A 24,777-nucleotide genomic window follows, 5' to 3' on the forward strand; every position below is an offset into this window, starting at 1 on the left:
GCATGCGCCAGGAAAATCCGTCAGATCAAGCCGTTTGACCGCGGCGGGAGCCTTCCGCGGGATCGGCGCGTTCATCGCCTGTAACCAAAGCATAAGGGATCGCACGATGAAACATGCCCTGCTGTTCGCCAGCCTCGCCGCGGCGACAATGATGACGTCGGCCTGCGCCACCACCACGCGCGGCGATGTCCGCGAAGCGCGCCGCGACGTCCGCGACGCCCACCGCTATGGCGACCGCCGCGACCAGCGCGAGGCCGAACGCGAGTTGCGCAAGACGAAGCGCGACTATCGCAATGATAACCAGTGCGGGCCGCGCTACGGCCGTCCTTGCTGACCAAAGAAAAAGGCCCGCAGCGCTTCCGCTACGGGCCTTTTTCATTCGTTTTGACAGACCGGATCAGAGCTCGCCCTGCAGCCAACCCTTGAGAACGCTCTTCGGAGCCGCGCCGACCTTGGTCGCCGCCGGCTCGCCATTCTTGAACAGGATCATCGTCGGGATGCCGCGCACGCCATATTTGGCGGGGGCATCTGGATTGTCGTCGATGTTGAGCTTGGCGATGGTCACCTGCTCACCCAATTCCTCTGAAATCTCTTCGAGCGCCGGCCCGATCATTTTACAGGGGCCGCACCACTCCGCCCAGAAATCGACGAGCACCGGCTTGTCCGAAGACAGGACGTCGCTGTCGAACGAGGTATCGCTGATCGCCTTGGTCGCCATGGGGGAATCTCCTTGTTTCGGGACGTATCTAGGATGTGCTCCGCTCCGCCTCAACGGGGCGCGATCAAGCTTTGCTCCGTGCCCGCGAAGCGCGGCTTGTGCTCCGCGATGAGCGCGGGGGTCAGTTCCAGCAGCACGGGTGCCGCGGTGTAGAGCAGACCGGCGCGGATATGGCGATCGGGAAAGATGACCTTGAGCGCGGCAGCATAGGCGGAAATCTGCCGCAGATGATGCACCGGAGCGGATTCGACCGACGCCGGCGCACGCCGGCCGGTCTTGAAATCGACGATCAGCACGTCCTTGTCGGTTACCAGCAGCCGATCGACGGTACCGGCGATTACTTCGCCATCGACCACCGCCGCCACCGGCGCCTCCGCCAGCGCCTCGGGCACGAACAGCGCCGCGAAGCGCGGATCGCCGATCACTGCCAGCACATCGCCGACAAGCTTCGTGCGTTCATCCCTGTCGGCAACGCCGGCGGAGCGTTCGAGCCAGTCGAGCCCCGCCGCCTCTCGCCGGGCGAGCGGCAGCGCCGGCAGCCGTTCGAACAGAGCGTGGAGCAGCCGCCCGCGCTCGGCGGCCGCGCGCATCGCGGGTCCGGGCGGCGGGTCGGCGTCGCGATCCTCGCCAATCGACGACGGCGCAAGCGGACGCGGCGGGCGCGCTTCCTGCGGCGCGGGGCGCAACAGCCAGTCCGGCAGCGCCGTGTCGGCGACTGCGGGCTCTTCGGGCGGCGCCGGCGCGCGACGCGCGGCGGCGACCGGCTTGATCCCGCGGAAATGCTGGGCGCCGCCCCAATGCACATCTTCGACCGGTTCGATGCCGAGCCCGTCCATCGCCGCTGAAACCGCGGCGTGCCAGCTCCGTTCGGGCGGCCCGTTCTTCGATCGCCGGCCGAGCGCGCCGCCGATCACCAGCCGCTCCTCGGCACGAGTCAGCGCGACATAGAGCAGTCGCCAATGTTCCTCGCGGTCGCGTCGGGCGAGTTCCTCGGCATCGGCCTTGAGCCCGCCCCACATCTCATCCTTGCGCGCGCGGAACACCGGCACCGGATCGCCGCCCTCCATCGCGTTCCACGCCAGGGCGCGGGCGGGTGCGGCGTCGGGATCGGTGGTGGCATCCGCCAGGATCACCAGTGGCGCCTGCAGCCCCTTGGCGCCATGCGCGGTCATCACGCGCACCGCCGCCTGCGGCTGCGCTGGATCTCGCTTGATCTCCACCTCGCCGCGATCGAACCAGTCGATGAAGGTCTGCAGCGACGGCACCGCATCCGCCTCAAACGCGAGCGCGGTGCTCAGCAATTCCTCGATCGGATCGCGCGCTTCCTCGCCCAACCGGCCGAGCAGCTTGCGGCGCCCGTCGAGCGGCCCCGACAAAATGTCTTCGAGAAAGCGATAGGGTGTCGAGAAGTCGGCGGCGTTGAGGATCGAGGACAAGGCCGCGAGCGCATCGGGGATCATCGCCTGCTGCTGGCGCAAGCGTTCGAACAAGGTCGTTCCAGCCGGGCGGCGGCCATGATCGTAGAGTTGGTCCTGCGTCCAGCCGATCAGCGGCGAGACCAGCAATGCGGCGAGGTTGAGATCGTCGCCGGGCTGAAGCGCGAAGCGGACAGCGGCGAGCAGATCCTGCACCCCGAGCGGCGCATCGAGCCGCAGCCGGTCGACACCGGCCACAGGCACATTCTCCGCATAGAGCCGCGCGACGATCAGCGAGGCGAGGTCGCCACGCTTGCGCACGAGGATCATGATATCCTCGGGCCTGAGCGGCCGGCCCTTGCTTTCCAGCCAGAGCGGCTCGGCCAGCCATTCCCGGATCTGCCGGGCGAGGCGCGTCGCGAACGCGCGGGTGCTGTCCGCCAGCCATTCTTCCTCGCCCTCGGCATCCTCCCCTTCCTCGCCGCCTTCGATCGCCGGCGCGATCGGCTGCCAGAGCGTGACGACGCCTGGCCCGGTTACGGCGGACTGGTGCGGCTCGGCGGGATCGAACAGGCCGAGCTGCTCATGCCCCAACTGGTCGATCAGCATGTCGACCAGTTCGAGCACCGGTGCGGTCGAGCGGAAGGACTGGTTGAGCGACAGGCGATGCAGCGGGCGCGGGCGATACCCCTCCGCCTGCAGCCGCGCAGCATGCGCTGGATCGGCTGCCAGCCGGGTGAAGTGCTGCGACGCCGCCTCGAACATCAGCGGGTTCGTGCCCTGGAAGCCGTAGATCGCCTGCTTGAAGTCGCCCACCGCGAACAGGGTGCGGATGCGCCCTTCCCCCGTGCCCTCGCCCGCGAAGAATTCGTCGGCAAGCGCGCGGACGATCGCCCATTGCTGGGCATTGGTATCCTGCGCTTCGTCGACCAGCACATGATCGGTCGACAGATCGAGCTTGTAGCGGATCCACTCACCCATGCCCTCGGTCTGAAGCAGCGCAACGGTGGCGCGGATCAGATCATCGAAATCGAGCAGCCCGCTGCGCCGCTTCGCCTCCGCATAGGCGCGCGCATAGCTGCGCCCCGCCTCCAGCGCGGGGCCGAGCAGTGCGACGAATTCGGCGCGCGTCCTCAGGTCGATCAGATCGCGGCAGGCATCGCCCAGTCGCTGCGCGAGCCCGGCATAGTCGGGCTCGGCGGCGATGAGCTTGTCGCTATATTTGCGCGGCTCCCCCTTGGCCGTGAACGGCACCGAGATGAGATCGGGGAGCATCGCTGCCCGGGCGGCAGCATCGGCGGCCAACCAGGCTGCAATGATATCGGCATGGCCAAGCGCGGTCTTGGTCCCCCAGGCCGCGTTGGCGGCGGATATCCGGCGCAGCCCGACAAGGTCGAACTTCGCGTCACTGCACGCTTCGGCCAGTGCCGAATCCAGATCGCCCTCGGGGATTTCGAACGCGCGACGAACGAAGGGCGTGATCCCGGACGGGAGTTGCTCCAGCGCATCCGGTGCGCGCGCGCATTGCTGGAGGAAGCCCTCCGCCCCGCCCTCGCCCAGCCGCAGGCTCAGCGCTTGGATCGCGGCAACAAATCCGGGCAGCACGCCGGCCTCCGCCTCGACCAGCAGTTCGGCGAGCACACGGCGCTGGAGCACCGCTTCCTCGCGCCCCTCCATCGGCCGGAAGCCGGGGATCAGCCCCGCTTCCAGCGGGAAGCCGGCGAGCAGCGCCTGCGCGAAGGCGTGGATCGTCTGGATGCGCAGGCCCCCCCCCTGCGCGTCGATCACGCTGGCGAACAATGTCCGGGCATGGGCGACCAGCGCGTCGTCGCGATGATCCTCGCCCAGCGCGAACAATTCCTTGCGCAGCGCATTCTCGCTCAGTCGCACCCAATAGGCGAGCCGGGCGTGGATGCGCTCCGCCATCTCGGCGGCGCCCGCCTTGGTGAAGGTGAGGCACAGGATCGATTCGGGCCGCGCGCCGCCCAGCAAAAGCCGCAGCACCCGCGCCGAGAGCACATGCGTCTTGCCCGTACCCGCTGAGGCGGAGAGCCAGATATGTTCGCGCGGATCGGAGGCGAGCTTCTGCGCATCCTTGAGTTCGCTGAGCGGGGTGGTCGATCTAGCCATCGCGGCCATACCATTCGTCGAGGCGCATCAACTGGTCATATTCGGCATAGGGCGCAAATTCGGGGTGGAGCTTGGCGGTGAAGGCAGCTTCGCCCGCCAGCCATTTCTCCGCCGCCTCGATGAAGTTCGCCGCCGCCACGCCGACGAAATCGTCGGTCGGAATCTTGCCACGCGCGCCATCTGGGTCGACCGGGGTTTCGATATAGCCGAACCCCTGCCCCTTCTTGCGCCGCGCCATCGACCAATATTCGAACGCGCCAGCCTTGCCGCCGACATCCCCGAAGCCGCTCCGCTCGGCGATCAGCCCCAGCAGCCCGAGTTGCAGCGAATAGCCGGCGCGCACCGCGCGCGCGCTGGGTGGCGTACCGGTCTTGTAGTCGACGATCGCAAGGCTGCCGTCAGCGAGGCGATCGATGCGGTCGACGCGACCGTCGAGCGTGATACCACCGATCTCGACCGCGCCCTTGGCCTCGACCGTCGCGACGATGCGCCCTGCGGTGCGCATCTCGACGATGGTCTCGGCGATCCAGTTGACCGCCTCCATTAGTCGCGGCTCCCACAGCGCGCGCACCAGCGGATGCGATCCGGGGCCGGCGAGCATCGCCCGCGCGCGGTCGCGCAGCTTCTCCGGCATGCAGCCATCGTCGCGCGCCCAGGCCTCGAGCACGGCGTGGATCGCGGTGCCGCGCCACGCCGGGGTGGGGTCGGCGTCGATCATGTCGAGCGGTGACAGGCGCAGCATCCGCCGTGCGTAGAAGGCGTAGGGATCGGCCTTCAGCCGATCGACCTCGGTCACGCTGATCCGCGTCGGTCGTTCAGCGACGGGCGGCACCGGCGCCGGACGACTGGCGGGCTTGTGCTGCGCGCGATCGAGCTGCCGGGCGAGCGCCACGAACCGGTCGGCGCGGCGATGCTCGCGGTCGGCCGGATCAATCGCCGCCAGCCGTAGCCAGAAGCGCGAGGCGACGGTGGGCGCGGTGTCGCGATGCGCGCGGGTGACGATCACCTCGGGCGCACCGAGCGCGCCGGCAAAGTCATGCGCGGCAAGGCCGATGCGGCGATCGAGCCCCGGCAGGCGCAGTTCGCTGCGGATGCGCGGCGCCAGCCAGGGATCGGGTGCCGGCACCGAGGGCCAGGTGCCCTCGTTGAGCCCGCCGAGAATCATCAGATCGGCCTGCTGAAGCCGCGCCTCGATGAGCCCCCAGATCGAGATGCGCGGATGGCCGCCCTGCGGCGGGCGCACGGCGACATCATCCATCAATCGCCGCAGCAGCGGCCCGACGCCATCCGCGCTGACCTCACGCGGGCCATTGGCGGCACAACGCTCGGCCTCGGAAAGAAGATCGGCGGCGGCGCGGCCGGCGGGGCCGGACCAGATCGCGTCGCCGCACAAGCCGGTCGCGACATCGCGCAACGCCGCGAGCAGAGGTTCGAGGCGGCCGCCATCGGCATCGCGGAACGCGGCTTCGAGCGGCGCCAGCAAGGATGCGGCCTCATCCCAGAACGGCCGCGCCCTTTCGCGCAGCTTCGCGGTGCGTTCATCACTTTCGCGCAGAAAGGCGGCAAGGCCGGCGCTGCCTTCCGCCGGTCGCGGCCCGCGAAGCGCGAGGTCGAGCGCGCGCACGCCCTCAAGCCAGGCGAGCCGTCCTTCGCCGGCACGCACCAGCGGATGTTTGAGGACGGCGAGCAAGGCGGGCGGCGCAAGACGCTGCGCCGCCGCATCGGCCAGCCCGAGCAGCAGGGCGCCCGGGGGCGTCATCGACAGCGGCGCGCCAGCGCTGTCATCGGCGGCGATACCCCAGCGCCGCAGCAGTGCCGACACGCGCCGCGCAAGGCCGCGATCGGGCGTGACCAGCGCGGCTGTGCGTTCGGGCGTTTCCAGCGCCTCGCGCAGCGCGATGGCGATGGCCTGCGCCTCCTCGGCGGGGGTCGCGGCTTCCAATGTGCGCACGCCGGTCAACAATCGCTCCGGCGCATCGAGTTCATGCCATTTGCCGGTGAAACGCGCGGGCTTCAGCGCATTGTTGACCGCGCGGCCGCGCGCGGCGCTGGCATCATGGCCGCCGCCCCAGCGCCAGCGCTCAACCTCGCCGGGGGCGATGTCCATGCGATCGAGCAGCAGCTTGAGGTTGAACTGCGGATGCGTCTCCGCCGCGCGGCGGCCGCTTTCGGGCGGAAATGGCCCAAGCGCCTCCCATTCGTCCTCGGGCATCGCCTGGTCGAAGCCCGGCAGCACGACCATGCCGCGCTTCAGCCAGGCGATCGTCTTGAGCAGGGCGGCGACCGCGGGCGCCGCGACCGTCACGCCCGCGGCGACGACGAAGCCAGGCGGCGCTTCGCGCTTCCAGCGCTCGGCGGTCTGATGCAGCAGCAGGTTGCGGCGGGTGGCGCGGTCGATCCGGCCGATCTCGGCGAGTTCGCGCGGCCAGCGATCGAGGATGATCGCGAGCAGATCGAGCGCGCGCGCCCAGTGTGCGGAGAGTTCGGGCGCCACCTCAAGCGCGCCGAGACGACGCGGATCGACCTCCTCGACGATGAGTTGATCCAGCGTGCGCGCGAGATCGGCGGCGAGGCGCACCGCCTCCGCCGCGTCCACGGGGACGCCCGCATCGCGCCGCGCCAGCTGGACCAGCCGTGCCAGCCGCATCTGGCGATCGAGCGGATCGATCGCAGGCGGCGGCGGCGATTCTCCCTCCGCCGGATCGAACAAGGGCCCGATCCGCTCGTCGAGATCATCGTCGCCGATCGCGATCAGCCGCGGCAGCAGCAACCCGCCCTCGGCGCGGCGGACGAAGGCGTCGGTCAACGCCCGCTGCGCGCGGTTGTTGGGCAGGATGACGATGCCGCGCGCCAGTTCCAGCGGCGAACCGCCCCACCGCGCGATGATCCCCGCCGCCAACGCATCGGCGAAGGCACGATGCGCGGGGATGGTGAAGACCGCGGGGCGAACCGCGGCGCTCAGGGCAAGGGGAAGTTGCTCAGCCGTCGGCAAGGAGCGTTTCGGTCCGCGCGATCGCCGGCGGCGTGCCGACGTCGAACCACAGCCCCTGATGGACGAAGCCGTAGCAGCGACCCGCCTCGATCGCCTTGTCCCACAACAGGTTGGTGGAAAAGGGACCGCCCGGCGCATCCGCCAGCAGGCGATGGCTGATCAACTGGATGCCGGTGTAGACGAAGGGCGCAACACGGCCATGCGCGCGCCGACGAATCTTGCCCAGCGCATCCATGTGGAAATCGCCGCGGCCGTTGTGGCAGTGCGCGCGCGCCAGCGGCACGAGCAGCAGCAGCGCATCCATCTCGGCATCGTTCCAGCGCGCGGCGAGCAGCCGGATCGCGTCGGTCGGCCCATCCACCCACAGATTGTCGCTGTTGACGACCAGGAAGGGATCATCGTCGATCAGCGGCCCGGCCTTCACCAGCCCGCCGCCGGTTTCCAGCAGCAGGTCGCGCTCGTCGGAGATGATGATATCGAGCCCGCCGGCCTTGGCCTTCAGATGCGCCTCGAGCGCGTCTGCGCGGTAGTGGACGTTGACGACGGCGCGCTCGATCCCGGCTGCACGCAACCGGTCAAGCGCGTGGTCGATCAGAGGTTGCCCCGCCACCTCTACGAGCGGCTTTGGGCGCGTCGCGGTCAGCGGACGCATCCGCTTGCCGAGCCCGGCCGCCATCACCATCGCGGTCTTCAGCGGCGGGCCGCCGGCATTGGGCCGCAGGCTGAGCGGCTTGGCGTTGCGGGTCATACGCCGGCCGAATCCCGAAGCGCGGTCCAGCGTGCCTTGGCGGGCACATTCGCCGCGAACCAGCGCGCGACCGGCGCGAGCGCCGGATGCGCGAGATCGCGCTCCAGATAGGTCCATACGCGCGGCAGGAAAGCGAGATAGCGGGGTTTGCCGTCACGCTTCCACAGCCGGGTGAAGATGCCGACGATCTTGGCGTTGCGCTGCGCACCGAGCACCGCATAGGCGGTGTCAAACCCGGCGATCGGCTTGGCAACCGTGCGATACCGCTCCAGCATCGCCGCTTCGAGATCGGGCGACACGTCGCGCCGCGCATCCTGCAGCAAAGAGACGAGATCATAGGCCGGGTGCCCGGCTAGCGCGTCCTGAAAGTCCAGCAATCCCAGCCCGGCCACGCCCTGAAGCCCTTCGAGCAACATGATGTTCTCGGCATGGTAGTCGCGCAGGACGGTGACGGGCAGATGGCCGTCCGCAAGCATCGGCTGGAGCACCTCGTCCCACGCGGCCCGATAGCCGTCGAGATCGACGGTCAGGCCGGCAGCGGGGCAGAACCATTCGGTCAGAAGCCCGACTTCACGCTGAAGTTCGGCACCGTCATAGGGGCGCAAGCCGCCGGCGGCAGGGTGCCGATGGAGCGCCGCGAGCAGATCGACCGCCTCGCTATAAACGCGTGCCTCGCTCTCGGGCGCCGCGTCGACCACTTCGCGCATCCGCGCATCGCCGAAATCCTCGAGCAGTACGAGGCCATGGTCGAGGTCGATGGCGAGCGGGCGCGGCGCCGAGAAGCCCAGCGACAGCAGGTGATCGGCCACTGCCAGAAACGGCCGCGGATCCTCGTTGGGCGGCGGCGCATCCATCAACACGCTCTGACGGCCAGGCTCAATCACCCGGAAGTAACGCCGGAACGACGCGTCGCCGGCGAGCGGGCGGATATCCGCCCCTCCCCAGCCGTTGCGGTGGAGAAATTCGGGTGCAGAATCTGGTGGGGTCATGATGGCGGCCATCGCGTCTCCCAAGCCCCCGGCACTTCCGCTGTCAAGCGTCGCGCGCCATCGGGCTCCACCGCAAAGCTCAGACGCAAGGTTTCGGGCCACAGCCGGTCGCCCATCCGCTCGGGCCACTCGATCAGCAGCACCCCGTCAGCGAGCGCATCGTCGAGGCCGAGTTCGTCGGTTTCTTCGGGTTCATCGAGGCGGTAGAGGTCGACATGGAGCACCGGCAGCCGCACTTCGGGCGGTTCATAGGGCTGGATGATCGCGAAGCTCGGGCTCGGCGCCTCTTGTTCCAGACCAAGCGCGGAAAGCAGGCCGCGTGCGAAGGTGGTCTTGCCCGCGCCCAGTCCGCCGCTGAGCGCGACGATGTCGCCGGGGCGCAGCAGAGCAGCGAGCGCCGCCCCCGCCGCGGCGGTCGCCTCCGCGTCGGCAAGCCTCATCGGCGGGGCAGCACGATCGTGATCATCGTCCCCTCGCCCGGCTCTGAAACCAGATTGAGCGTGCCGCCATGCGCCTCGACGATGTCGCGCGCGATCAGCAGCGCGCTCGCGGGCTGGCCCTCACCGCCCACGTCGCCTTCTATGGGCCGCTCGAACGCGCGCGCCTGTGCCGCCTCATCCATGCCGGGGCCGTCGTCGGAGACGATCAGCCGGGCGCCGGCAACGGTGCCGTCGCCATGCAGCAGCACGCGCCCGCCCTCGGGCATGCCGGCGATGGCGAGGCGGACGAGATGGTCGAGCGCCTGGCGGATCCGCCGGTCGTCTCCCTCTATGCTGCCCAGCGACTCCTCGGTCTGCACGGCAAGGTCGATCGCGCGCGCGCGCGCCGACATGTCGAGCGTCTCGGCGACGGCATTCATCGTGGTCGCCAGATCGAACACCGTCTTCTCGATGGCGATGCCGCCGGCACCGCGCTGGGAGAGATCGAGCATATTGTCGATCAGCGTTGAAAGGCGCGCGACCTCGGATCGGATCGAGACGACATAAGGCTCTGCCGCCTCGGGCAGATCGCCCGCAAAGCCGCCCGCGAGCATCTCGGCGAAGCCGGCGATCGCGGTCACGGGCGTGCGCAGCTCATAGCTCATATTGCCCATGAAGCCGGCACTGTCCTTGCCCGCGGCCTCCAACGCCTCATTCTTGTCGCGCAGCGCCTGCTCGATGCGACGGCTGTCGGAAATGTCGAGCATCGTGAACAGCGCGTTGCCATCGGGCAGCGGCACCGCGGCGAAATCGAAATGGCGTCCGTCGGCGAACGCTACGCGGCCGCTGCGCTGGCCGCGCTCGACGGTGGCAACGCGCACCAGTTCCCGGATCAGGCCGGCGCGCGACGGGTTGGCGAGTGCCTGCCCCGCAACTTCGGCAAGCTGGTCGATCCGAGGATGCGCGTCGAGCAGCCGTTCGTCGAATCCCCAGATCGAGCGGAAGCGATTGTTCCACATCTGCAGCCGCCCGTCCGCGGCGAACACCGCGACACCCTCGAACAGATTGTCGAAGGTGGCGGCGCGCACGCGCAGCAGAGTGTCGCGGGCGCTGGCGAGCTGGATCTGCTCGGTGCGATCCTCGAAGATCAGCAGCAGCCCGCCATCGGGCAGCGGGTGCCCGACCACACGCATGTGCGCGCCTGCCGGCAGCAGCCAGTTCTCCTCGATCGCGCCGTCCGCGGCGCGGAACCAGTCACGACGCTCGGCCTTCCAGCCCGGGAAGTCACGCACCTCCGGCAGGCGGCCGCCCTCGCGCATGCGTTCGAGCACGCGATCGAATTCTGGCGCATCTGCCAGCCATTCGGACTTCATGTTGAACATCCGGCGGAAGGGCTGGTTGGAGAAGACCAGCGCACGATCCGGCCCGAATTGCGCGACGCCGCCGGATAGCCGGTCGAGCATGTCGCGCTGGGTGGCGGCAAAGCGCCGCATTGCGCCGCGCGCCTGTTCCTCATCCTCGATGTCGATCGCATAGCCGGCGACGCCGAGATCGCCCAGCGGCACATCGACGATGCGCAGCATCCGCCGTTCGCCGTTGATCGTCGCCGGCGCGGTACGCACGATCGTGCGATTCTCGTCACGCGCGGTGGCGGCGGTCGCGGTCGGGCTGAGTTCCGCCCCGCTATCAACCAGTTCGATACCACGCTCGACCACTGCGGCGACGCTGCCGCCCTCGACGGCACGGACATAGGCTTGGTTCACGAGTGTCAGCCCCAGCCCCTCGCCACGGTGCCACATCGGCATCGGCGCAGTGTCGATAAGCGCGGAGAGCGCATCGAACGCGCTCGCCAGCCGCGCCGCCTCACGTCCCAGCCTGCCGATCTCGGTCTCGCTCTCGGTCGCGTCGAAGAACCAGAGGATGACCCCACCGGCGGCGGAAAGCCCGGTACCGGCCGCCGCACCGCGGATCATCAAAGTCCGCGTCGAGCCCTGCGCGCGCACCGTGCGAACGAAGCTGCCCGCCGAACGCTGCGCGGCAGAAATATCCTTGACGAGCAGATCCGCATCGTCGGCACTTAGGCCGACCTCCTCGCCCGCGATATCGCCGATGAAGGTGGGCAGCTGCGGCAGGCCGAGCCAGTCGGCGAGCCGCTCTGGCGCCTCGACGCGGCCATCGGCACGCACCACCAGCGGCAATGCCGGCGCGCTGTCGAGCAGCAGCTTCAGCCGATCCGCCTGCGAGGCGGCCGATCGCGCGCGCGCGCGCATCCGCATGCCGCTGAACATCGCCCAGGCCGCGAGCCCAAGCCACAAGGCCATGACGGCACCGATTACCGCCGCCACTTCCGCCGTCATTCCGCCCATGTCACCCGCATCATCTTTTGCATCGCCCGGCTTCTAGGCGGAGCCGCGCGCGAGCGGAAGGGAGAGAAGCAGCCGCGTTGTCCGGCGTTCAGCGCAGCGTGCGCACGAACCCCCGCAGATCCTCCACAAACAGGTCCGGCTGCTCCATCGCCGCGAAATGCCCGCCGCGCGGCAATTCGGTCCAGCGGACGACGTTGTAGCTCTTCTGCACCCAAGATCGCGGGAACAGTGCCCCTTCCCCGGGGAAATTCGCCACCGACACCGGCTTTTCGACCCGCGCACCCGCCGGCACCGGCTCATCGAGCACGCCGCGATAGAGCCATGACGCGGTGCCGAACGTATCGCCGGCGAGATAGACCATGATATTGTCGAGGACGCGTTCGCGGGTGTGGACCGTCCAGAGATCGCCGTCGGGCAGTTGCGACCAGCCGTGGAATTTCTCGAGGATCCAGGCCGCCACGCCCAGCGGACTGTCCGCCATCGCGTAAGACAGCGAGATGGGCTTGGTCGACTGCACGACCATATAGCCGCCTTCGGTGCGCCACACCTCGCCCAGCGCCTGCATCGCGGCGATCTCGTCCGATGTCTCGGGCTTTGCGTTCGGGTTGGTCCAGCCGAACGCGAAGTTGATGTGCACCGCGGTGCAACCGGCGCCCTCATAGCCGAGCCAGCCTGAGACCGACGATCCCCAGTCTCCGCCCTGTGCGACATAGTCGGTATAGCCGAGCGCAGCGACAGCACGGTCGAATGCCTTGGCGATGGTGCGCGGCCCGATCGGGCGCTTCGGCTTCGACGAGAAGCCATAGCCGAGCAGCGAGGGCACCAGCACTGTCATCGCGTCCGCCGGATCGCCACCATGCGCGGCGGGGTCGGTCAACGGACCGATGACATCGAGGAATTCGACGAAGGAGCCGGGCCAGCCATGGCTGATCAGCACCGCCTTCGGCGGGGGCGCCTTTCCTAACGCGTGGATCATGTGGACGCTGTAGGTTTCGCCATCCACCTCGACATCGACCAGCACCTGATCCAAGCGGTTCATCGCCGCCTCGCGGGCGCGCCAGTCATACTCATCGCGCCAATAAGCGACGAGGTCGCGCAGCGCCGGCTGGCTGGTGCCATAAGCCCAGGGATCGCCCGCAGCCTCGTCGGGCCACGCCGCCTCGTCGAGCCGCCGCGCGATCCAGTCCAATCGCTGCTGGGGTATGTCGATGCGGAACGGGCGGACCGTCACGCGCGGCCTCCGAAGGCCTGCGCCAACGCGGCGGCAGCATCGTCCACCGCCGCATCGGCTTCGGGCAGCACCCCGAACATGCTCACGAAGCCATGGAACATGCCAGTATAGGTCCGGCCGTCGACGGCGACGCCGGCGGCGCGCAGCCGCGCGGCATAATCCCGCCCCTCGTCGCGCAGCGGATCGCATTCGGCAGTCAGGATGGTCGCGGGCGGCAGCCGGGCCAACGACGCGGTGCGCGCCGGCGAGACCCATGGATGCGCGCGATCCTCCCGCCTCGGCAGATAGGCATTGAGGCAGAGTTCCGAGAAATCGGCGTCGAGGAAATAGCCCTCCGCGAAGGCGCGTCGTGATTCGGTCGGTTCGACCAGATCCGCGCCCGGATAGATCAGCAGTTGATGGACGATCGCCGGCCCGCCCGCGTCACGTGCGCGCACCGCCGCCACCGTTGCCAATGTGCCACCGGCGCTGTCGCCGCCCACCGCGATTCGTGCCGGATCGAGGCCGAGCCCGGCGGCCTCACGCGCCAGCCAGTTCAGCGCCGTCCACGCATCGTCGACCGCAGCGGGGAAGACGTTCTCGGGCGCCAGCCGATACTCGACCGAGACGATCGCACAGCCCGCCAACCGCGCGAGCCGGCTGCACAGCCGCTCATGGCTGTCGATCGAGCAGGCGATGTAGCCGCCGCCATGAAGGAACAGCAGCACCGGTTCGGGCGCATCGCCCGCCTCGGCACGGCGATAGAGGCGGACGCGAACGCCGTCCGCATCGAGATCGCGCGTCTCCACGCGATCGGCCGGGTCGGCGGGCTGGACCACCGCGGCCGACATCGCGCGGAATTCGACCGCGCCGATCCGGCTCCAGTCGATCTTCTGCGCGGTAAGCTGGCCGAGCATCGCGCGCGCGGCGGGGGTGAGCGACATGGCGCTGCGCTCCGTCAGGCCGCCTTGGCCCGTGCTTCCTTCGCCCTGAAATGCGGTATGATCGTCTCGCCGAGGTGCCGCAGCGTCTCCATGATCGCTTCGTGCGGCACAGTGCCCATCTGCATTAGCATCAGCACCTCGTCCGCCCCCGCCGCCTCCAGCCGCTCGATATGCGCGATCGCATCGGCCGGCGTGCCATAGGCATGGTCGAGATTGTACATGTCGGTCGCGGCCGACGTGACCGGGATCTTCGCTTCGTTGAGATAGGCAACGGTCGCCGCCTCCACCTTCTTCACCTCGGCGGCATGTTCTTCCGAGGTCAGTTCCTCGACCTCGGGCTTGGTGCCGCCGCCATACCAGTAGTGGATCGCCTGCGCGAAGAAGCGCTGCCCTCGGAAGCCGATCCGCCGCGCTTTCTCGCGATCGTCGCTGACGATGATCGGGCAGCCGACGGCGAGATATTCGTTGGGCACATAGGGCACCTGCTGCGCCGGATCACGCGCGGCGAAGGCGGCGCGATAGGCGGCGTTGAGGCGGGCGGTGTCATCGGGCTTGCTGAACCCAAGGATCATGCCGCCGAGGCCGCGCGACGCGGCGGCGATCAGCGATTCCTCCCGCGTCGCGGCCATGAACATCGGCGGGTGCGGCTGCTGCCACGGCTTGGGGTGGATCGGCCTCAGTGGGATGTCGATATATTTGCCGTGATGCTCGATCTCCTCCTCGACCATGATCTTGGGGATCAGATACATCGACTCGTCGATCATCGGCTGAAGCTCGGCGAGATCATAGCCGAAGGTGCCTGCTTCCTGCTGGGTGCCGCCCTTGCCGATGCCAAAGTTGACGCGCCCGCGCGACAATATGTCCAGCGTCGCCACCCGTTCCGCCACCTTCACCGGATGGTTCATCGCCGGTGGCAGGCAGATCACGCCATGACCGATCCGGATCCGATCGGTCTTGCCCGCGACGAACGCCAGAAAGGTCTCCGGCGAGGACATGTGCGAATATTGGGTGAGCGCGTGGTGCTCGACCGCCAGATGCCGTCCAGCCCCATTTCCTCGGCATAAACCGCCTGTTCCACCGCTTCGTGAAAGGTCCGCTGCTCGCTCTCGCGCGAGGTATCGACCATCTGCGCCTCGAAACATGCCGAGAATTTCATCTGCCCTCTCCACCTGCCGCCGGTCTGTGCCGGCGTCGGAATATTTTTATAGCGCGCTATAATATTTTGCAAGGCGCCATCTTCGTCTAGAGTTGCGACGTGGCAACTCAGCTGAATCAGGGCAGGCGGGAACAGGCTAAGAGTGAGCGGCGCGCGGCGTTGCTCGATGCGGCGCGGCGGATCTTGGCAACGTCTGACATTTCGATGCGGCGGCTGGCGGACGAAGCGGGCGTGGCGGAGGCAACCCCCTACAACCTGTTCGGGTCTAAGCGGGGGGTGATCGCGGCGCTCTATGCGGACCAGCGGGCGAGCTTCGAATCGCGGCTGCATGCCGGCGGATCTGCCGATCCGCTGCTGCGGCTGTTCGACGCGGTCGACCTGCTGGCGGACGATCTCACCCGCCACCCGCATTTCCACCGCGCACTCTACGGCGCGGTCTATCGTTCGCCCACTGACGGTACGGATGACGCAGCAGCAGCCGATCCCGGCATCGATTTCTGGCGATCGGCGGTTGCCGAAGCGGCGGCTGCCGATCGTTTCCGGGCGGGCGCCAATGTCGCGCTGTTCGGGCGCTGCTTCGTTCACCTGCTGACCGGCGCGATGCTCGACTGGTCCGAACAGCGCATCGATGCACAGGGCTGGTGCACCGTTACCGCGCACGGCCTCGCGCTGCTCGCGCTGCCGGTGGCCGCCGAGGACGCACGTGCGGCGCTGGCCGCGAGGCTCGCTGTCGCCTAGATCTCCAGCAGCGCGTAGGGCCGCTCGAACCGGCCATTCACCACGAACTGCGCGCAGTTGAACACCGGCACGCCGCGACGCGTCCGCCCCTCATAGGTGCCGCGATGGGCGTGGCCGTGCACCACCGCCTTCACATTGTCGAAGCGATCGACTGCATCGGCTAGGCGGGATGAGCCGAGGAAAGGGTAAATCTCCGCCGGCTCGCCCTCGACCGTTTCCGGGATCGGCGCATAATGGAGCACCGCCACGGCGCGATCGGTGCGTAGCGAACGCAGGCCGTTTTCCAGCTTGCGTGCCTCGTTCACCGATTCCTCGACGAACGCCTTGATCGCGCTCTCACCAAAGCCGCCAAGCTCGCCGCGGCCAAAGCCACCAACGAAGCCCTTCACGCCGGCGAAGCCGACGCCCTCGATCTCCACCGCCTGCTCGTCGAGGATGGTCACTCCCGCCTGCCGCAGGATGCGAACCACCTCCTCGGGCGCGCCGCATTCATAATCATGATTGCCGAGCACGCCGACGGCGGGAATGGTGCAGCCGCGCAGATCCTCGGCCAGCACCTCAGCCTCGCTGACCTTGCCAAAATTCGTGAGATCACCGCACAGCGCCAGCACATCGGCTTTCTCGGAAATCTCCTCGAACAAGGCGCGGTAGCGCTGGTGCGAGTCTTCGGTGACGTGCAGGTCGCCGATCGCCGCGAGGCGGAGCGGCTCAGAAATGTCGCTCATGCTTTTCCTCCAGGCCCTTGCCGACGACGTCGGCGAAACCCCAATTGGTGATGTCCACCACATAGTCGCGCGGCGACAGCAGGCGGCCGCGGCAGACCTTGACGTTGGCCGGCGGCAGTTCCGCCTGCGCACGTACGCGTTCGATCAGCGTATCGAACAGCCAGCGCGGCACGAGGTCGCGCTCGGTGGGATAGATGAAGCGGAAGTTCAGCAGATGGATCAGCAGCACTTCCCAGTGCAGTTCCATGGCGGACAGCAGCCGCTGCCAGTCGATTTCGTCATGCTTGCGCAGGATCACGTGCGCGACGTCCGCCCCGTCATAGCGGTAGCGATCCTGGATGAAGAGCTTGGAGAGAATGAATTCGGTGGGCGGCGTGATCCGCACGCGCTGGCCGTAGATATCCGCCTCATACACCTCGGTGAACCAGGTGTCGGTCACCGGGATCGAAGCCGACGAAATGTTGTAGATGACGTCGAAGAAGTTCTCGCCGTCCCACACCTTGCCGATCCAGCGATCATCCTCGACGGTAATGCGGTATCCGGCTTCCTTGAAATGGGCGAGCAGGCGCGGCGCATCGCCGGCCTTGCAGAAAATGTCGATATCCTTGGTGGGCCGGATCACGCCGGTGTGACAGGTGAGCGCGTATGTGCCCGACAGCAGGAACGGCACCTTCCAGCTATTCAGCAAGCGCAGGCTCTCGGCATAGAATTCGACGGCGTCTTCGGGTGGATCGAAGATGCTGCAATCGATGGGGGCTGGCAGATCCGACATGGTCCTCGCGTTCCGCCCCGCGGGGGTGCGGGAGGGACGATAACGGGAGGATGCGGGCGCTGGTTCCGCCCAAGGGCATCAGCGCCGGCGGCCCGCGACGAACGCGACGACAGCAACCGCAGCTACCGCCAGCACCGTTTCCTCGATCGAGTGCCGGTTCCAATCCCAGACCTTCAGCCCTTCATAGCCCGCCATATTCGCGCGGCGCCCGTTGCCGAACGCTTCGATCCAGCGATATTCATGCTGGGTGACCTCCCGCATCCCGCACACCGTGCTGCCGGCGAAGGCGCCGAGCCACAGCCCCGCGCGGGTCGGCACGCCCAGCGCGCGACCGATACCCCAGCTTGCGAGTTGGACGCCGACGGCGATCGGCACATGGACGAGGGCACCACTCATCCATCCAAGAACGGCCGACATCATCCTTTGTGCCCGCTCACCAGTTCGAAAGTCGGCCGTTGACCAGATCCGAATAATCCTTCTGGATCTGGCGGGTCAGCGCTCCGACTTCGAAAGTCCACGGCCCCGCCGAGCCGACCGGAGTGACCTCGGCGGCGCTGCCGGTCAGGAAGAATTGCTCGAACGTCTCGAGTTCCTCCGGCCAGATCGCACGTTCCTGCACTTCGATGCCACGTTTCTTCGCCAGCTGGATCACGGTCTGGCGGGTGATGCCATTCAGGAAGCAGTCGGGCGTGGGTGTGTGGATCACATTGTCGCGGATGAAGAAGGCATTGGCGCCGGTCGCCTCGGCCACCTGCCCGCGCCAATCGAACATCAGCGCGTCGTTGAAGCCCCGCCCCTCGGCATGATGCTTCGACATCGTCGCAATCATGTAGAGGCCGGACGCCTTGGCATGGACCGGCGCGGTATGCGGTGCCGGGCGACGCCACGGCGCGATATCGAGCCGCAGCCCCTTTGCCAGCGCATCCTCACCGAAATAGGCCCCCCATTCCCACGCCGCGATCGCGAGGTGCGGCTTCGTTGCCTGCGCTGCGACACCGATCTGTTCCGATCCGCGCCACGCTACTGGCCGCACGTAACAGTCGGTCAGGTCGTTCGCCTTCATCACCGCGATGCACGCAGCGTCGATCTCGGCGACGCTCCATGGAAGCTCGAAGCCTAGGATGCCCGCCGAATTGACCAACCGCTCGCTATGCTTCGTCAGCGCGAAGATGGTGCCGCCATAGGCGCGTTGCCCCTCGAATACCGAGGAGGCATAATGCAGCCCATGCGTCAGTACGTGGATGTTCGCCTCGCGCCAGGGCACAAGCTTGCCGTCGAACCAGATCCAACCATCACGGTCGTCATAGGTGCGCGTATCGGCCATCGTCCATCCTCACCGAATCCGTATGTGGGCCCATCCGGGGCTTTAGTGCGTGTACCGTCCGCGGCAAAATAGGTCAACATGGCTGTCATAAACCAAGGCGCATCCGCGCTCTTCCTGCGCGAGGCGGAAATCCGCCGCGGCATCGAACTGCTCTATTTCGGCTACAGCCATCTGTATCGCGGGATCGACGAGGGGCTGGCGAAGCAAGGGCTGGGGCGCGCGCACCACCGCACACTCTATTTCATCGCGCGCAGCCCGAACCTGTCGGTCAGCGAGTTGCTCGGGCTGCTCGCCATCACCAAGCAGTCGCTGGGCCGCGTGCTCAACGAGCTATCCGACCGCGGGCTGGTGGAAAGCCGCCCCGGCCCCACGGACCGTCGCCAGCGGCTGCTGCGGCTGACGCCGGCCGGCCTCGCGCTAGAGGCCGAGCTGTTCGAGGCACTGCGAGAGCGGATGTCGGTGGCCTATGCGGCGGCCGGCCAGGATTCGGTTTCCGGCTTCTGGGCGGTGCTCGACGGCCTGATCCCACCGGAGGAGCGCCCGCGCGTCGAGGGGTTGCGACGAAAAGGCTAAACGGGCGGGCGTTCGCCACCCGGGTCAATTCTTCTTGCGCGGATCATCAAGAGCGGCGTGGCACCGCTGTGTCAGCTTCCCCGCAATCGTCGGGCCTTGCATCCCTGCGAAACGGGCGCCACTTCTGGAGCGAGCTATGCCGCGCAACCTAATCGTCATGATCATCTCGTCGCTCGGCTTCTTCTTCGTAACGGCCACGACGTTCACGTCGCTGGGCTATGTACTCTATACGATGGTTGCCGAACTGGGCTGGTCACAGGCAGCCGCCGGCTTCAGCTTCTCCCTGCTCGGCCTCGCGTGCGGGCTCAGCAGCCCCCTGCCGCCGATGATGATGAAGATGTTCGGCACCCGGCTGACGATGGCGTTCGGCGCGCTGGTGCTGGCGGTCGGCTTCTTCATCGCCTCGGGCATTCAGGCGCTTGGTTTCTTCTTCGTCGCGACCTCGCTGATGGGGATCGGCTTCTCGCTGATCGCTCCATCCCCGGCGGTCTATCTGCTCGCCACATGGTTTCCCAATACCTCGGCTCGGATGATCGGCATTTATTTCATGGCGGGGGCGGCCGGCGGGATTGCCGGTCCTCTGATCGTCGAGACGATCGTCGGCGCGAGCGGAAGCTGGCGGATGCACTGGATCGTGATGGCGATCTTCGCGCTGGTTTACGGCCTGATCTGCCTGGTCGGCATCCGCGATGCGGTGAAGGTGGAAAGCGTGGAGCAAGTGACCAACGCCGCCGCGAAGGGCCATGATGCAACCGGCGGCTCGCCCTGGACCGTACGGCAGGCGCTGCTCACGCCCTCCTTCCTGATCCTCGCCTTCGCGATGATGGTCGTGCAGACCGTGGTCACGACGATGCACTCCGCACTGGTCGCCCACGTCGCCACCCTTGGCCTTGGTGCCACCGCCGGCGCCTTCGCGATGAGCCTGCTGGCGTTCGCCGGCACCGTCGCCAAGGGCGTGACCGGCGCGCTGAGCGAGAAGGTCGCCCCCAAGAGCCTGCTGGTCGGCGGGCTTGCGCTGCAGTGCGGAGCGATGCTCCTGCTCTACGTCGTGCGCGTCGAGCCGGCGGTCTATGCCTCGGCCGTGCTGTTCGGCATCGGCTGGGGGCTTTCCTGGCTGAGCGCGCACATCCTGCTGCTGCGCTATTTCGGCGCGGCGATCGCGGGTGACATGACCGCGATGGCAACGATGGCGACCACTTTCGCGGTGCTCGGCCCGCCCTTCGCCGGCAACATCGCCGATACCACCGGCAGCTTCGCCGCCGCCTTCCTCGCCTTCGCCGGGCTTCTCGGCCTCGCCTTCCTCTCCACCCTCTTCCTGCTGCGCGCGCCGCGCCGGCCGGGCGATGCGGTGGCCGAGACTGCGGAACTGATGCCCGCGGAATAAACCGCGCGCATCACCCGCTACGCACCGTCCCTGCCAAAAGAGACGGCGCGGAGCGCAAAGCCGCCGGCAAAAGGCGGCGCTAAACCATCCACCATCCGTGAGAGGTCCGGCGGCGCCATCCTGGTGCGCGTCGCCGGGCCGACACAGCCGACGGGACCGATTGAATGACGATTCTGACCGACCAGTTCTTCGACAGCTTCTCGAGTTCGATCCGCGATACGCTGGAAGCCGATACGCTGCCGCCGGCCTGCTATACGGACGAGGAATTCTTCCGCTTCGAACGCGAGGCGATCTTCTATCGCGAATGGCTATGCGTGGGGCGCGAGGAATGGGCGGAGAAGCCCGGAGATTTCTTCACCGCCACCCATGCCGGCGAGCCGGTGATCGTCGCGCGCGACCGCAACGACCAGCTCAACGCAATGTCCGCCGTATGCCAACACCGCGCAATGCTGGTAGCGGAAGGCGCCGGCAACACCCGCGCCTTCGTCTGCCCCTATCACCACTGGACCTATGATCTCGATGGCACGCTGGTCGGCGCGCCGGCGATGAACAAGACCTGCAATTTCGACAAGAAATCAGCCAGCCTGCCCAAGCTGCGCATCGAGAGCTGGCACGGTTTCGTCTTCATCAACTTCGATGCAGATGCCGCACCGCTCAAGCCGCGGCTGGCGGGTCTGGAAGAGGTCGTCGCCAATTACGACTTCGCCTCGCTGCGTGGTCCCCGCCCGCAGGCGCCCACGCATTATGCGTGGAACTGGAAGGTGATGTTCGAGAACAACAATGATGGTTACCACGCCAACCGTCTCCACCAGGGCCCGCTGCACGATTTCGTGCCGAGCTCGCTCGCCAGCTTCCCCGAGCTGCCCGAGAACACCGCCGGCTATTATCGGCTGAACGGCTCGCTCCACCCCGATGCCAGCTTCAACGCGACGCAGAAAGCGGTCTTCCCGGTTTTTCCCAAGCTCACCGACGAGGAACGCCATAGGCTGCTGTTCGTGAACCTGCCGCCGAGCCTGTCGATGGTGATCATGAGCGACATGGTCCTGTTCCTGATTCTCGACGCGCATGGCGGCGCCAGTCACGCGCTGACGATGGGCACGCTGCTCCACCCGGAAGCGATGTCGGACCCGCTCTACGAGCTCAAGATGAAGATGAACGACGAGGCGGTGTACGAAATCGTCGAGCAGGATCTGCATGTTGACCTGCTGGTACAGCAGGGCCTGCAATCGAAGTTCGCGCCGCGCGGTCGCTATAGCTGGCAGGAAGGCGCGCAGCGCCAGTTCAACCTGTGGCTGGTCGATCGCTACTGGAGCGAATGGAACCGCCGCCGCGGCCCGTCCGCGCCCGTCACCCAGTTGCGCCGCAGCGGCGCCGCCTGATCAACGCTCTCCTGCCCCTTCCCGCGGTTCGGGAAGGGACTTGCGGCATCGGTTCTCCGGAACCGGTGCCGCCTTCTTTTTGGGCTCCTTCCGGGAGCGGGCGGGGGATGGCGATCAAGCTTTTGTGCGTCCGCCGCCGCGCACCGGAGCGCGGTGCTGAATACCCCTCGCGACGACAGCACAGGAGCACAGAAATGACCAACACGCTGATCTTTGTCGATCTCGCCTCGGACGATCCCGCCGCTGCCGGCGCCTTCTATGCCGAGGTGTTCGGTTGGGAAAATGATGCGCGGCCCGAGGGCATCTATCACCGCATGGTGCCGGGCGGCTTCTTCAAGAACAAGGATGGAAGCGACAGCCAGATCGGCAACCTCCACCTGGGTATCTTCGACGCAGGCAATGCCCGCCCCCACCCCGAACCCGCCGGCGTCGAGCCGCGGACGCTCTCGGCTGGTGGCCGCAAGCCGCGGATCTGGGTGCTGATCAGCGACGACGACAGCGCCGATCGCATCCTCGCCGCCGCGGAAAAGCTGGGCGCGACCATCTTGTGGCGCAACCATTATTGGAAAGAATTCAACGGCTATAACCACGCCTTCGCCGATCCCTGGGGCAATGAGATCGTGCTGTGGGGCAAGGCCGGCGAAAATCCGCAAATTCCCGCGAACTTCACCCGCGAATAACTGCGACGGGCGGCGCGGCGACAAGTTCTTGTGCGTCGCGCCGCAAGACCCCGAAGCCCGCGTCTACCTAGCGTCAGGCACAGAAACAGGGGCCGCACGGAACGCGATCAGGGGCGCGTCGGTGCACAACAATCAGGTGAAGTGGAGTTTCAGCGGATGAGCCGCCTACCCGTCATTTTCTTCGGCCATGGCAGCCCGATGGTCGCGCTCGAGAAGAGCGCGGTGACGCGGACGTGGAACGCCATTGCGGAACGCGTCGGCAAGCCGAAGGCGATCCTGTGCATCTCAGCGCACTGGCTGACGCGCGGCACTGCCGTCACCGCGATGCCGCAGCCGCGCACCATCCACGATTTCGGCGCCTTCCCGCAGGCGCTGTTCGATGTGCAATATCCTGCACCGGGCGATCCCGAGCTGGCCGGGCGCGTGCGCGAACTGCTGAGCCCGATGCCCGTCACTATCGATCAGGGCTGGGGGCTCGATCACGGCACCTGGTCCGTGCTCGTCCACGCCTATCCGGAGGCGGATGTGCCCGTCGTCCAGCTCGGCATGGATGTCGGCAAATCGCCCGCGGACCATTGGGCGGTCGGCCGCCTGCTGCGACCGCTGCGCGACGAGGGCGTGCTGATCATCGGCACCGGCAATATCGTGCACAACCTGCCGGCGATGGACTGGGGCAATCCCAATGCGCCGGCCTATCCGTGGGCGGAGCGCTTCAACACGACGATGGTCGATGCCATTGCCGAGGATCGCCCCGAGGTGGTGATCGATTTCGAGGCGATGGGCGAGGCGGCGAAGCTTTCCGTGCCGACCCCCGACCATTTCTGGCCTTTGCTCTACGTGCTGGGCGCCCGCCACGACGGCGAGCCGGCCGAGTTTCAGCCAAACTTCATCCATCACAAGTCGCTCAGCATGACGAGCGTGCTCATCGGCGCCTGACCCGCGCTTTCTGCCCACAGTCTCAGCGTATTTTTGCCCAGAGGAGTTTCGATGGCCCTGATCAGCGCCCAAGCCGCCGCGGTCCGTGATGATATCCAGCCGAGCGCGCTCCATTATCTGCGGGCGACGCCCGAGACGGTTCACTGGGGCTATTTCTCGCCGGAGATCAAACCGGCGCTGGTGGTAAAGAGCGGAGACCTGATCCAGGCGCAGGCGGTGACGCACCATGCCGGCGATGATCCCAACCTGATGATGGATTGCGACATTCGCCGCATCTTCACCGAGATCGCGCCCGAAACCCGCGCGCCCGGCTGCCACATCATGACCGGCCCGATCTATGTGGAGGGCGCGGAGCCCGGCGACATGCTGGAGGTGCGCTATTTCCAGATGAAGCCACGCTTCAACTATGGATCGAACCTGTCGGCGAGTTGGGGTCATCTTTACAAGGAATTCGGCGAGAAGGAGCGCGTGACGATCTACAAGCTGGATCGCAACGCGCACACCGCCAGCGCGCTCTACGCCTATGACATCGAGGGCGATTACGGCCTGCCCGGCCGCATGACCAACTGCCCGGAATGCGATCGTCACCCCGCCCTTCCCGGCATCACCATCCCGGCACGCCCGCACCTCGGCACCGCCGGCGTCGCGCCCGCGGTCGACGCGCCGGTCAGCACCATCCCGCCTGGCCTTCATGGCGGCAATATCGACAATTGGCGGATCGGCGCTGGTGCGACGATGTTCTACCCCGTGCAGGTGAAGGGCGGGCTGTTCTCGATCGGCGACCCGCATGTCAGCCAGGGCGATGGCGAGATCAGCGGCACCGCGATCGAGGCATCGCTGGACGTGCTGTTCCAGATCGTGCTGCGCAAGGATTTTCAGTTCCCCTCGCCGCTGCTGCAGACCGACGATTGCTGGATCGTCCACGGCTTCGGCGGCGATCTGGACGAGGCGATGAAGAGCGCGGCCACCGACATGCTTCATCTGCTGACCGAGCATCAGGGCCTCTCGCGCGTCGACGGCTATTCGCTGATGAGCGTCGCCGCCGATTTCGGCGTGACCCAGGTGGTGGACGGCACCCAAGGCATCCACTGCCGCATCGAACGCCGCATCTTCCCCGACAAGGGCAGCGTGCTCGATATCGGTTGAGCGCGACGCCCAGCTTCCGCATCATATCTGCCC

General features: G+C 67.2%; 22 protein-coding genes. 8 read left to right on the top strand and 14 right to left on the bottom strand.

Annotated features, from left to right (window positions below):
• Positions 1–106 precede the first annotated feature (106 nt).
• Positions 107–334, top strand: coding sequence for a hypothetical protein (locus FHS96_RS08340; RefSeq protein ID WP_429589129.1), 228 nt, complete (start codon positions 107–109; stop codon positions 332–334).
• Positions 335–397: 63 nt separating this feature from the next.
• On the opposite strand, the gene trxA is transcribed toward FHS96_RS08340, so the two are convergent.
• The 10 genes from trxA to FHS96_RS08390 form a co-directional block, all read right to left on the bottom strand.
• Positions 398–718, bottom strand: a complete 321-nt coding sequence (trxA, locus tag FHS96_RS08345) for a thioredoxin TrxA (RefSeq protein WP_025291686.1) — start codon at positions 716–718, stop codon at positions 398–400.
• 50 nt (positions 719–768) lie between these two features.
• On the bottom strand, positions 769–4,263 hold the full coding sequence (addA, locus tag FHS96_RS08350; RefSeq protein WP_429589132.1) for a double-strand break repair helicase AddA: 3,495 nt from the start codon (positions 4,261–4,263) through the stop codon (positions 769–771).
• Positions 4,256–7,225, bottom strand: a complete 2,970-nt coding sequence (addB, locus tag FHS96_RS08355) for a double-strand break repair protein AddB (protein ID WP_429589707.1) — start codon at positions 7,223–7,225, stop codon at positions 4,256–4,258. The genes addA and addB overlap by 8 nt, the downstream gene beginning before the upstream one ends.
• Positions 7,226–7,241: 16 nt before the next feature.
• Positions 7,242–8,003, bottom strand: coding sequence for a nucleotidyltransferase family protein (locus tag FHS96_RS08360; RefSeq protein WP_429589135.1), 762 nt, complete (start codon positions 8,001–8,003; stop codon positions 7,242–7,244).
• Positions 8,000–8,992 carry an aminoglycoside phosphotransferase family protein gene (locus tag FHS96_RS08365; protein ID WP_429589137.1) on the bottom strand — a complete coding sequence of 331 codons (993 nt, stop codon included), beginning with the start codon at positions 8,990–8,992 and terminating at the stop codon, positions 8,000–8,002. The genes FHS96_RS08360 and FHS96_RS08365 overlap by 4 nt, the downstream gene beginning before the upstream one ends.
• On the bottom strand, positions 8,989–9,432 hold the full coding sequence (tsaE, locus tag FHS96_RS08370) for a tRNA (adenosine(37)-N6)-threonylcarbamoyltransferase complex ATPase subunit type 1 TsaE (protein ID WP_429589140.1): 444 nt from the start codon (positions 9,430–9,432) through the stop codon (positions 8,989–8,991). Before tsaE ends, FHS96_RS08365 begins: the two co-directional genes overlap by 4 nt.
• Positions 9,429–11,777, bottom strand: a complete 2,349-nt coding sequence (locus FHS96_RS08375) for a sensor histidine kinase (protein WP_429589143.1) — start codon at positions 11,775–11,777, stop codon at positions 9,429–9,431. Before FHS96_RS08375 ends, tsaE begins: the two co-directional genes overlap by 4 nt.
• An 88-nt stretch (positions 11,778–11,865) precedes the next feature.
• Positions 11,866–13,008 (bottom strand): epoxide hydrolase family protein, encoded by a 1,143-nt coding sequence (locus FHS96_RS08380; protein ID WP_429589146.1) that lies wholly within the window; start codon positions 13,006–13,008, stop codon positions 11,866–11,868.
• Positions 13,005–13,931, bottom strand: a complete 927-nt coding sequence (locus FHS96_RS08385; RefSeq protein WP_429589149.1) for an alpha/beta hydrolase — start codon at positions 13,929–13,931, stop codon at positions 13,005–13,007. The genes FHS96_RS08380 and FHS96_RS08385 overlap by 4 nt, the downstream gene beginning before the upstream one ends.
• Positions 13,932–13,945: 14 nt before the next feature.
• The gene (locus FHS96_RS08390) at positions 13,946–14,926 is read right to left on the bottom strand and encodes an LLM class flavin-dependent oxidoreductase (RefSeq protein WP_429589152.1); all 981 of its coding nucleotides are present in this window, start codon (positions 14,924–14,926) and stop codon (positions 13,946–13,948) included.
• A 260-nt stretch (positions 14,927–15,186) separates the two neighbouring features.
• Here FHS96_RS08390 and FHS96_RS08395 point away from each other — a divergent pair, with 260 nt between their 5' ends.
• The gene (locus FHS96_RS08395; protein ID WP_429589154.1) at positions 15,187–15,825 is read left to right on the top strand and encodes a TetR/AcrR family transcriptional regulator; all 639 of its coding nucleotides are present in this window, start codon (positions 15,187–15,189) and stop codon (positions 15,823–15,825) included.
• Here FHS96_RS08395 and FHS96_RS08400 read toward each other — a convergent pair.
• The 4 genes from FHS96_RS08400 to FHS96_RS08415 form a co-directional block, all read right to left on the bottom strand.
• Positions 15,822–16,550, bottom strand: coding sequence for a metallophosphoesterase family protein (locus FHS96_RS08400; RefSeq protein WP_429589157.1), 729 nt, complete (start codon positions 16,548–16,550; stop codon positions 15,822–15,824). The genes FHS96_RS08395 and FHS96_RS08400 overlap by 4 nt on opposite strands.
• Complete coding sequence (locus FHS96_RS08405; protein ID WP_429589160.1) at positions 16,534–17,322, bottom strand: nucleotidyltransferase family protein; 789 nt, start codon at positions 17,320–17,322, stop codon at positions 16,534–16,536. Before FHS96_RS08405 ends, FHS96_RS08400 begins: the two co-directional genes overlap by 17 nt.
• 78 nt (positions 17,323–17,400) lie before the next feature.
• Positions 17,401–17,739, bottom strand: coding sequence for a hypothetical protein (locus FHS96_RS08410; RefSeq protein ID WP_429589163.1), 339 nt, complete (start codon positions 17,737–17,739; stop codon positions 17,401–17,403).
• Between the two features lie 16 nt (positions 17,740–17,755).
• Positions 17,756–18,646 carry a branched-chain amino acid aminotransferase gene (locus FHS96_RS08415; RefSeq protein ID WP_429589166.1) on the bottom strand — a complete coding sequence of 297 codons (891 nt, stop codon included), beginning with the start codon at positions 18,644–18,646 and terminating at the stop codon, positions 17,756–17,758.
• A 78-nt stretch (positions 18,647–18,724) separates the two neighbouring features.
• Between FHS96_RS08415 and FHS96_RS08420 the strand changes: the two genes are divergently transcribed.
• The 6 genes from FHS96_RS08420 (at position 18,725) to FHS96_RS08445 (ending at position 24,744) form a co-directional block, all read left to right on the top strand.
• Positions 18,725–19,219, top strand: coding sequence for a MarR family winged helix-turn-helix transcriptional regulator (locus FHS96_RS08420; RefSeq protein ID WP_429589168.1), 495 nt, complete (start codon positions 18,725–18,727; stop codon positions 19,217–19,219).
• Between the two features lie 136 nt (positions 19,220–19,355).
• Positions 19,356–20,603 (top strand): MFS transporter, encoded by a 1,248-nt coding sequence (locus tag FHS96_RS08425; RefSeq protein ID WP_429589170.1) that lies wholly within the window; start codon positions 19,356–19,358, stop codon positions 20,601–20,603.
• A gap of 164 nt (positions 20,604–20,767) precedes the next feature.
• Positions 20,768–21,982 (top strand): aromatic ring-hydroxylating oxygenase subunit alpha, encoded by a 1,215-nt coding sequence (locus FHS96_RS08430; protein WP_429589172.1) that lies wholly within the window; start codon positions 20,768–20,770, stop codon positions 21,980–21,982.
• 194 nt (positions 21,983–22,176) lie between these two features.
• Positions 22,177–22,662 (top strand): VOC family protein, encoded by a 486-nt coding sequence (locus FHS96_RS08435; protein WP_429589175.1) that lies wholly within the window; start codon positions 22,177–22,179, stop codon positions 22,660–22,662.
• Positions 22,663–22,818: 156 nt separating this feature from the next.
• A complete protein-coding gene (gene ygiD, locus FHS96_RS08440; RefSeq protein WP_429589179.1) occupies positions 22,819–23,598 on the top strand; it encodes a 4,5-DOPA-extradiol-dioxygenase in 780 nt (259 codons plus the stop codon).
• Positions 23,599–23,649: 51 nt separating this feature from the next.
• Positions 23,650–24,744: an acetamidase/formamidase family protein gene (locus FHS96_RS08445; protein ID WP_429589182.1), complete on the top strand. Its 1,095-nt coding sequence runs from the start codon at positions 23,650–23,652 to the stop codon at positions 24,742–24,744.
• Positions 24,745–24,777 lie beyond the last annotated feature (33 nt).

The organism is Sphingomonas zeicaulis (assembly GCF_050433225.1).
Lineage (GTDB): Bacteria > Pseudomonadota > Alphaproteobacteria > Sphingomonadales > Sphingomonadaceae > Sphingomonas_D > Sphingomonas_D zeicaulis.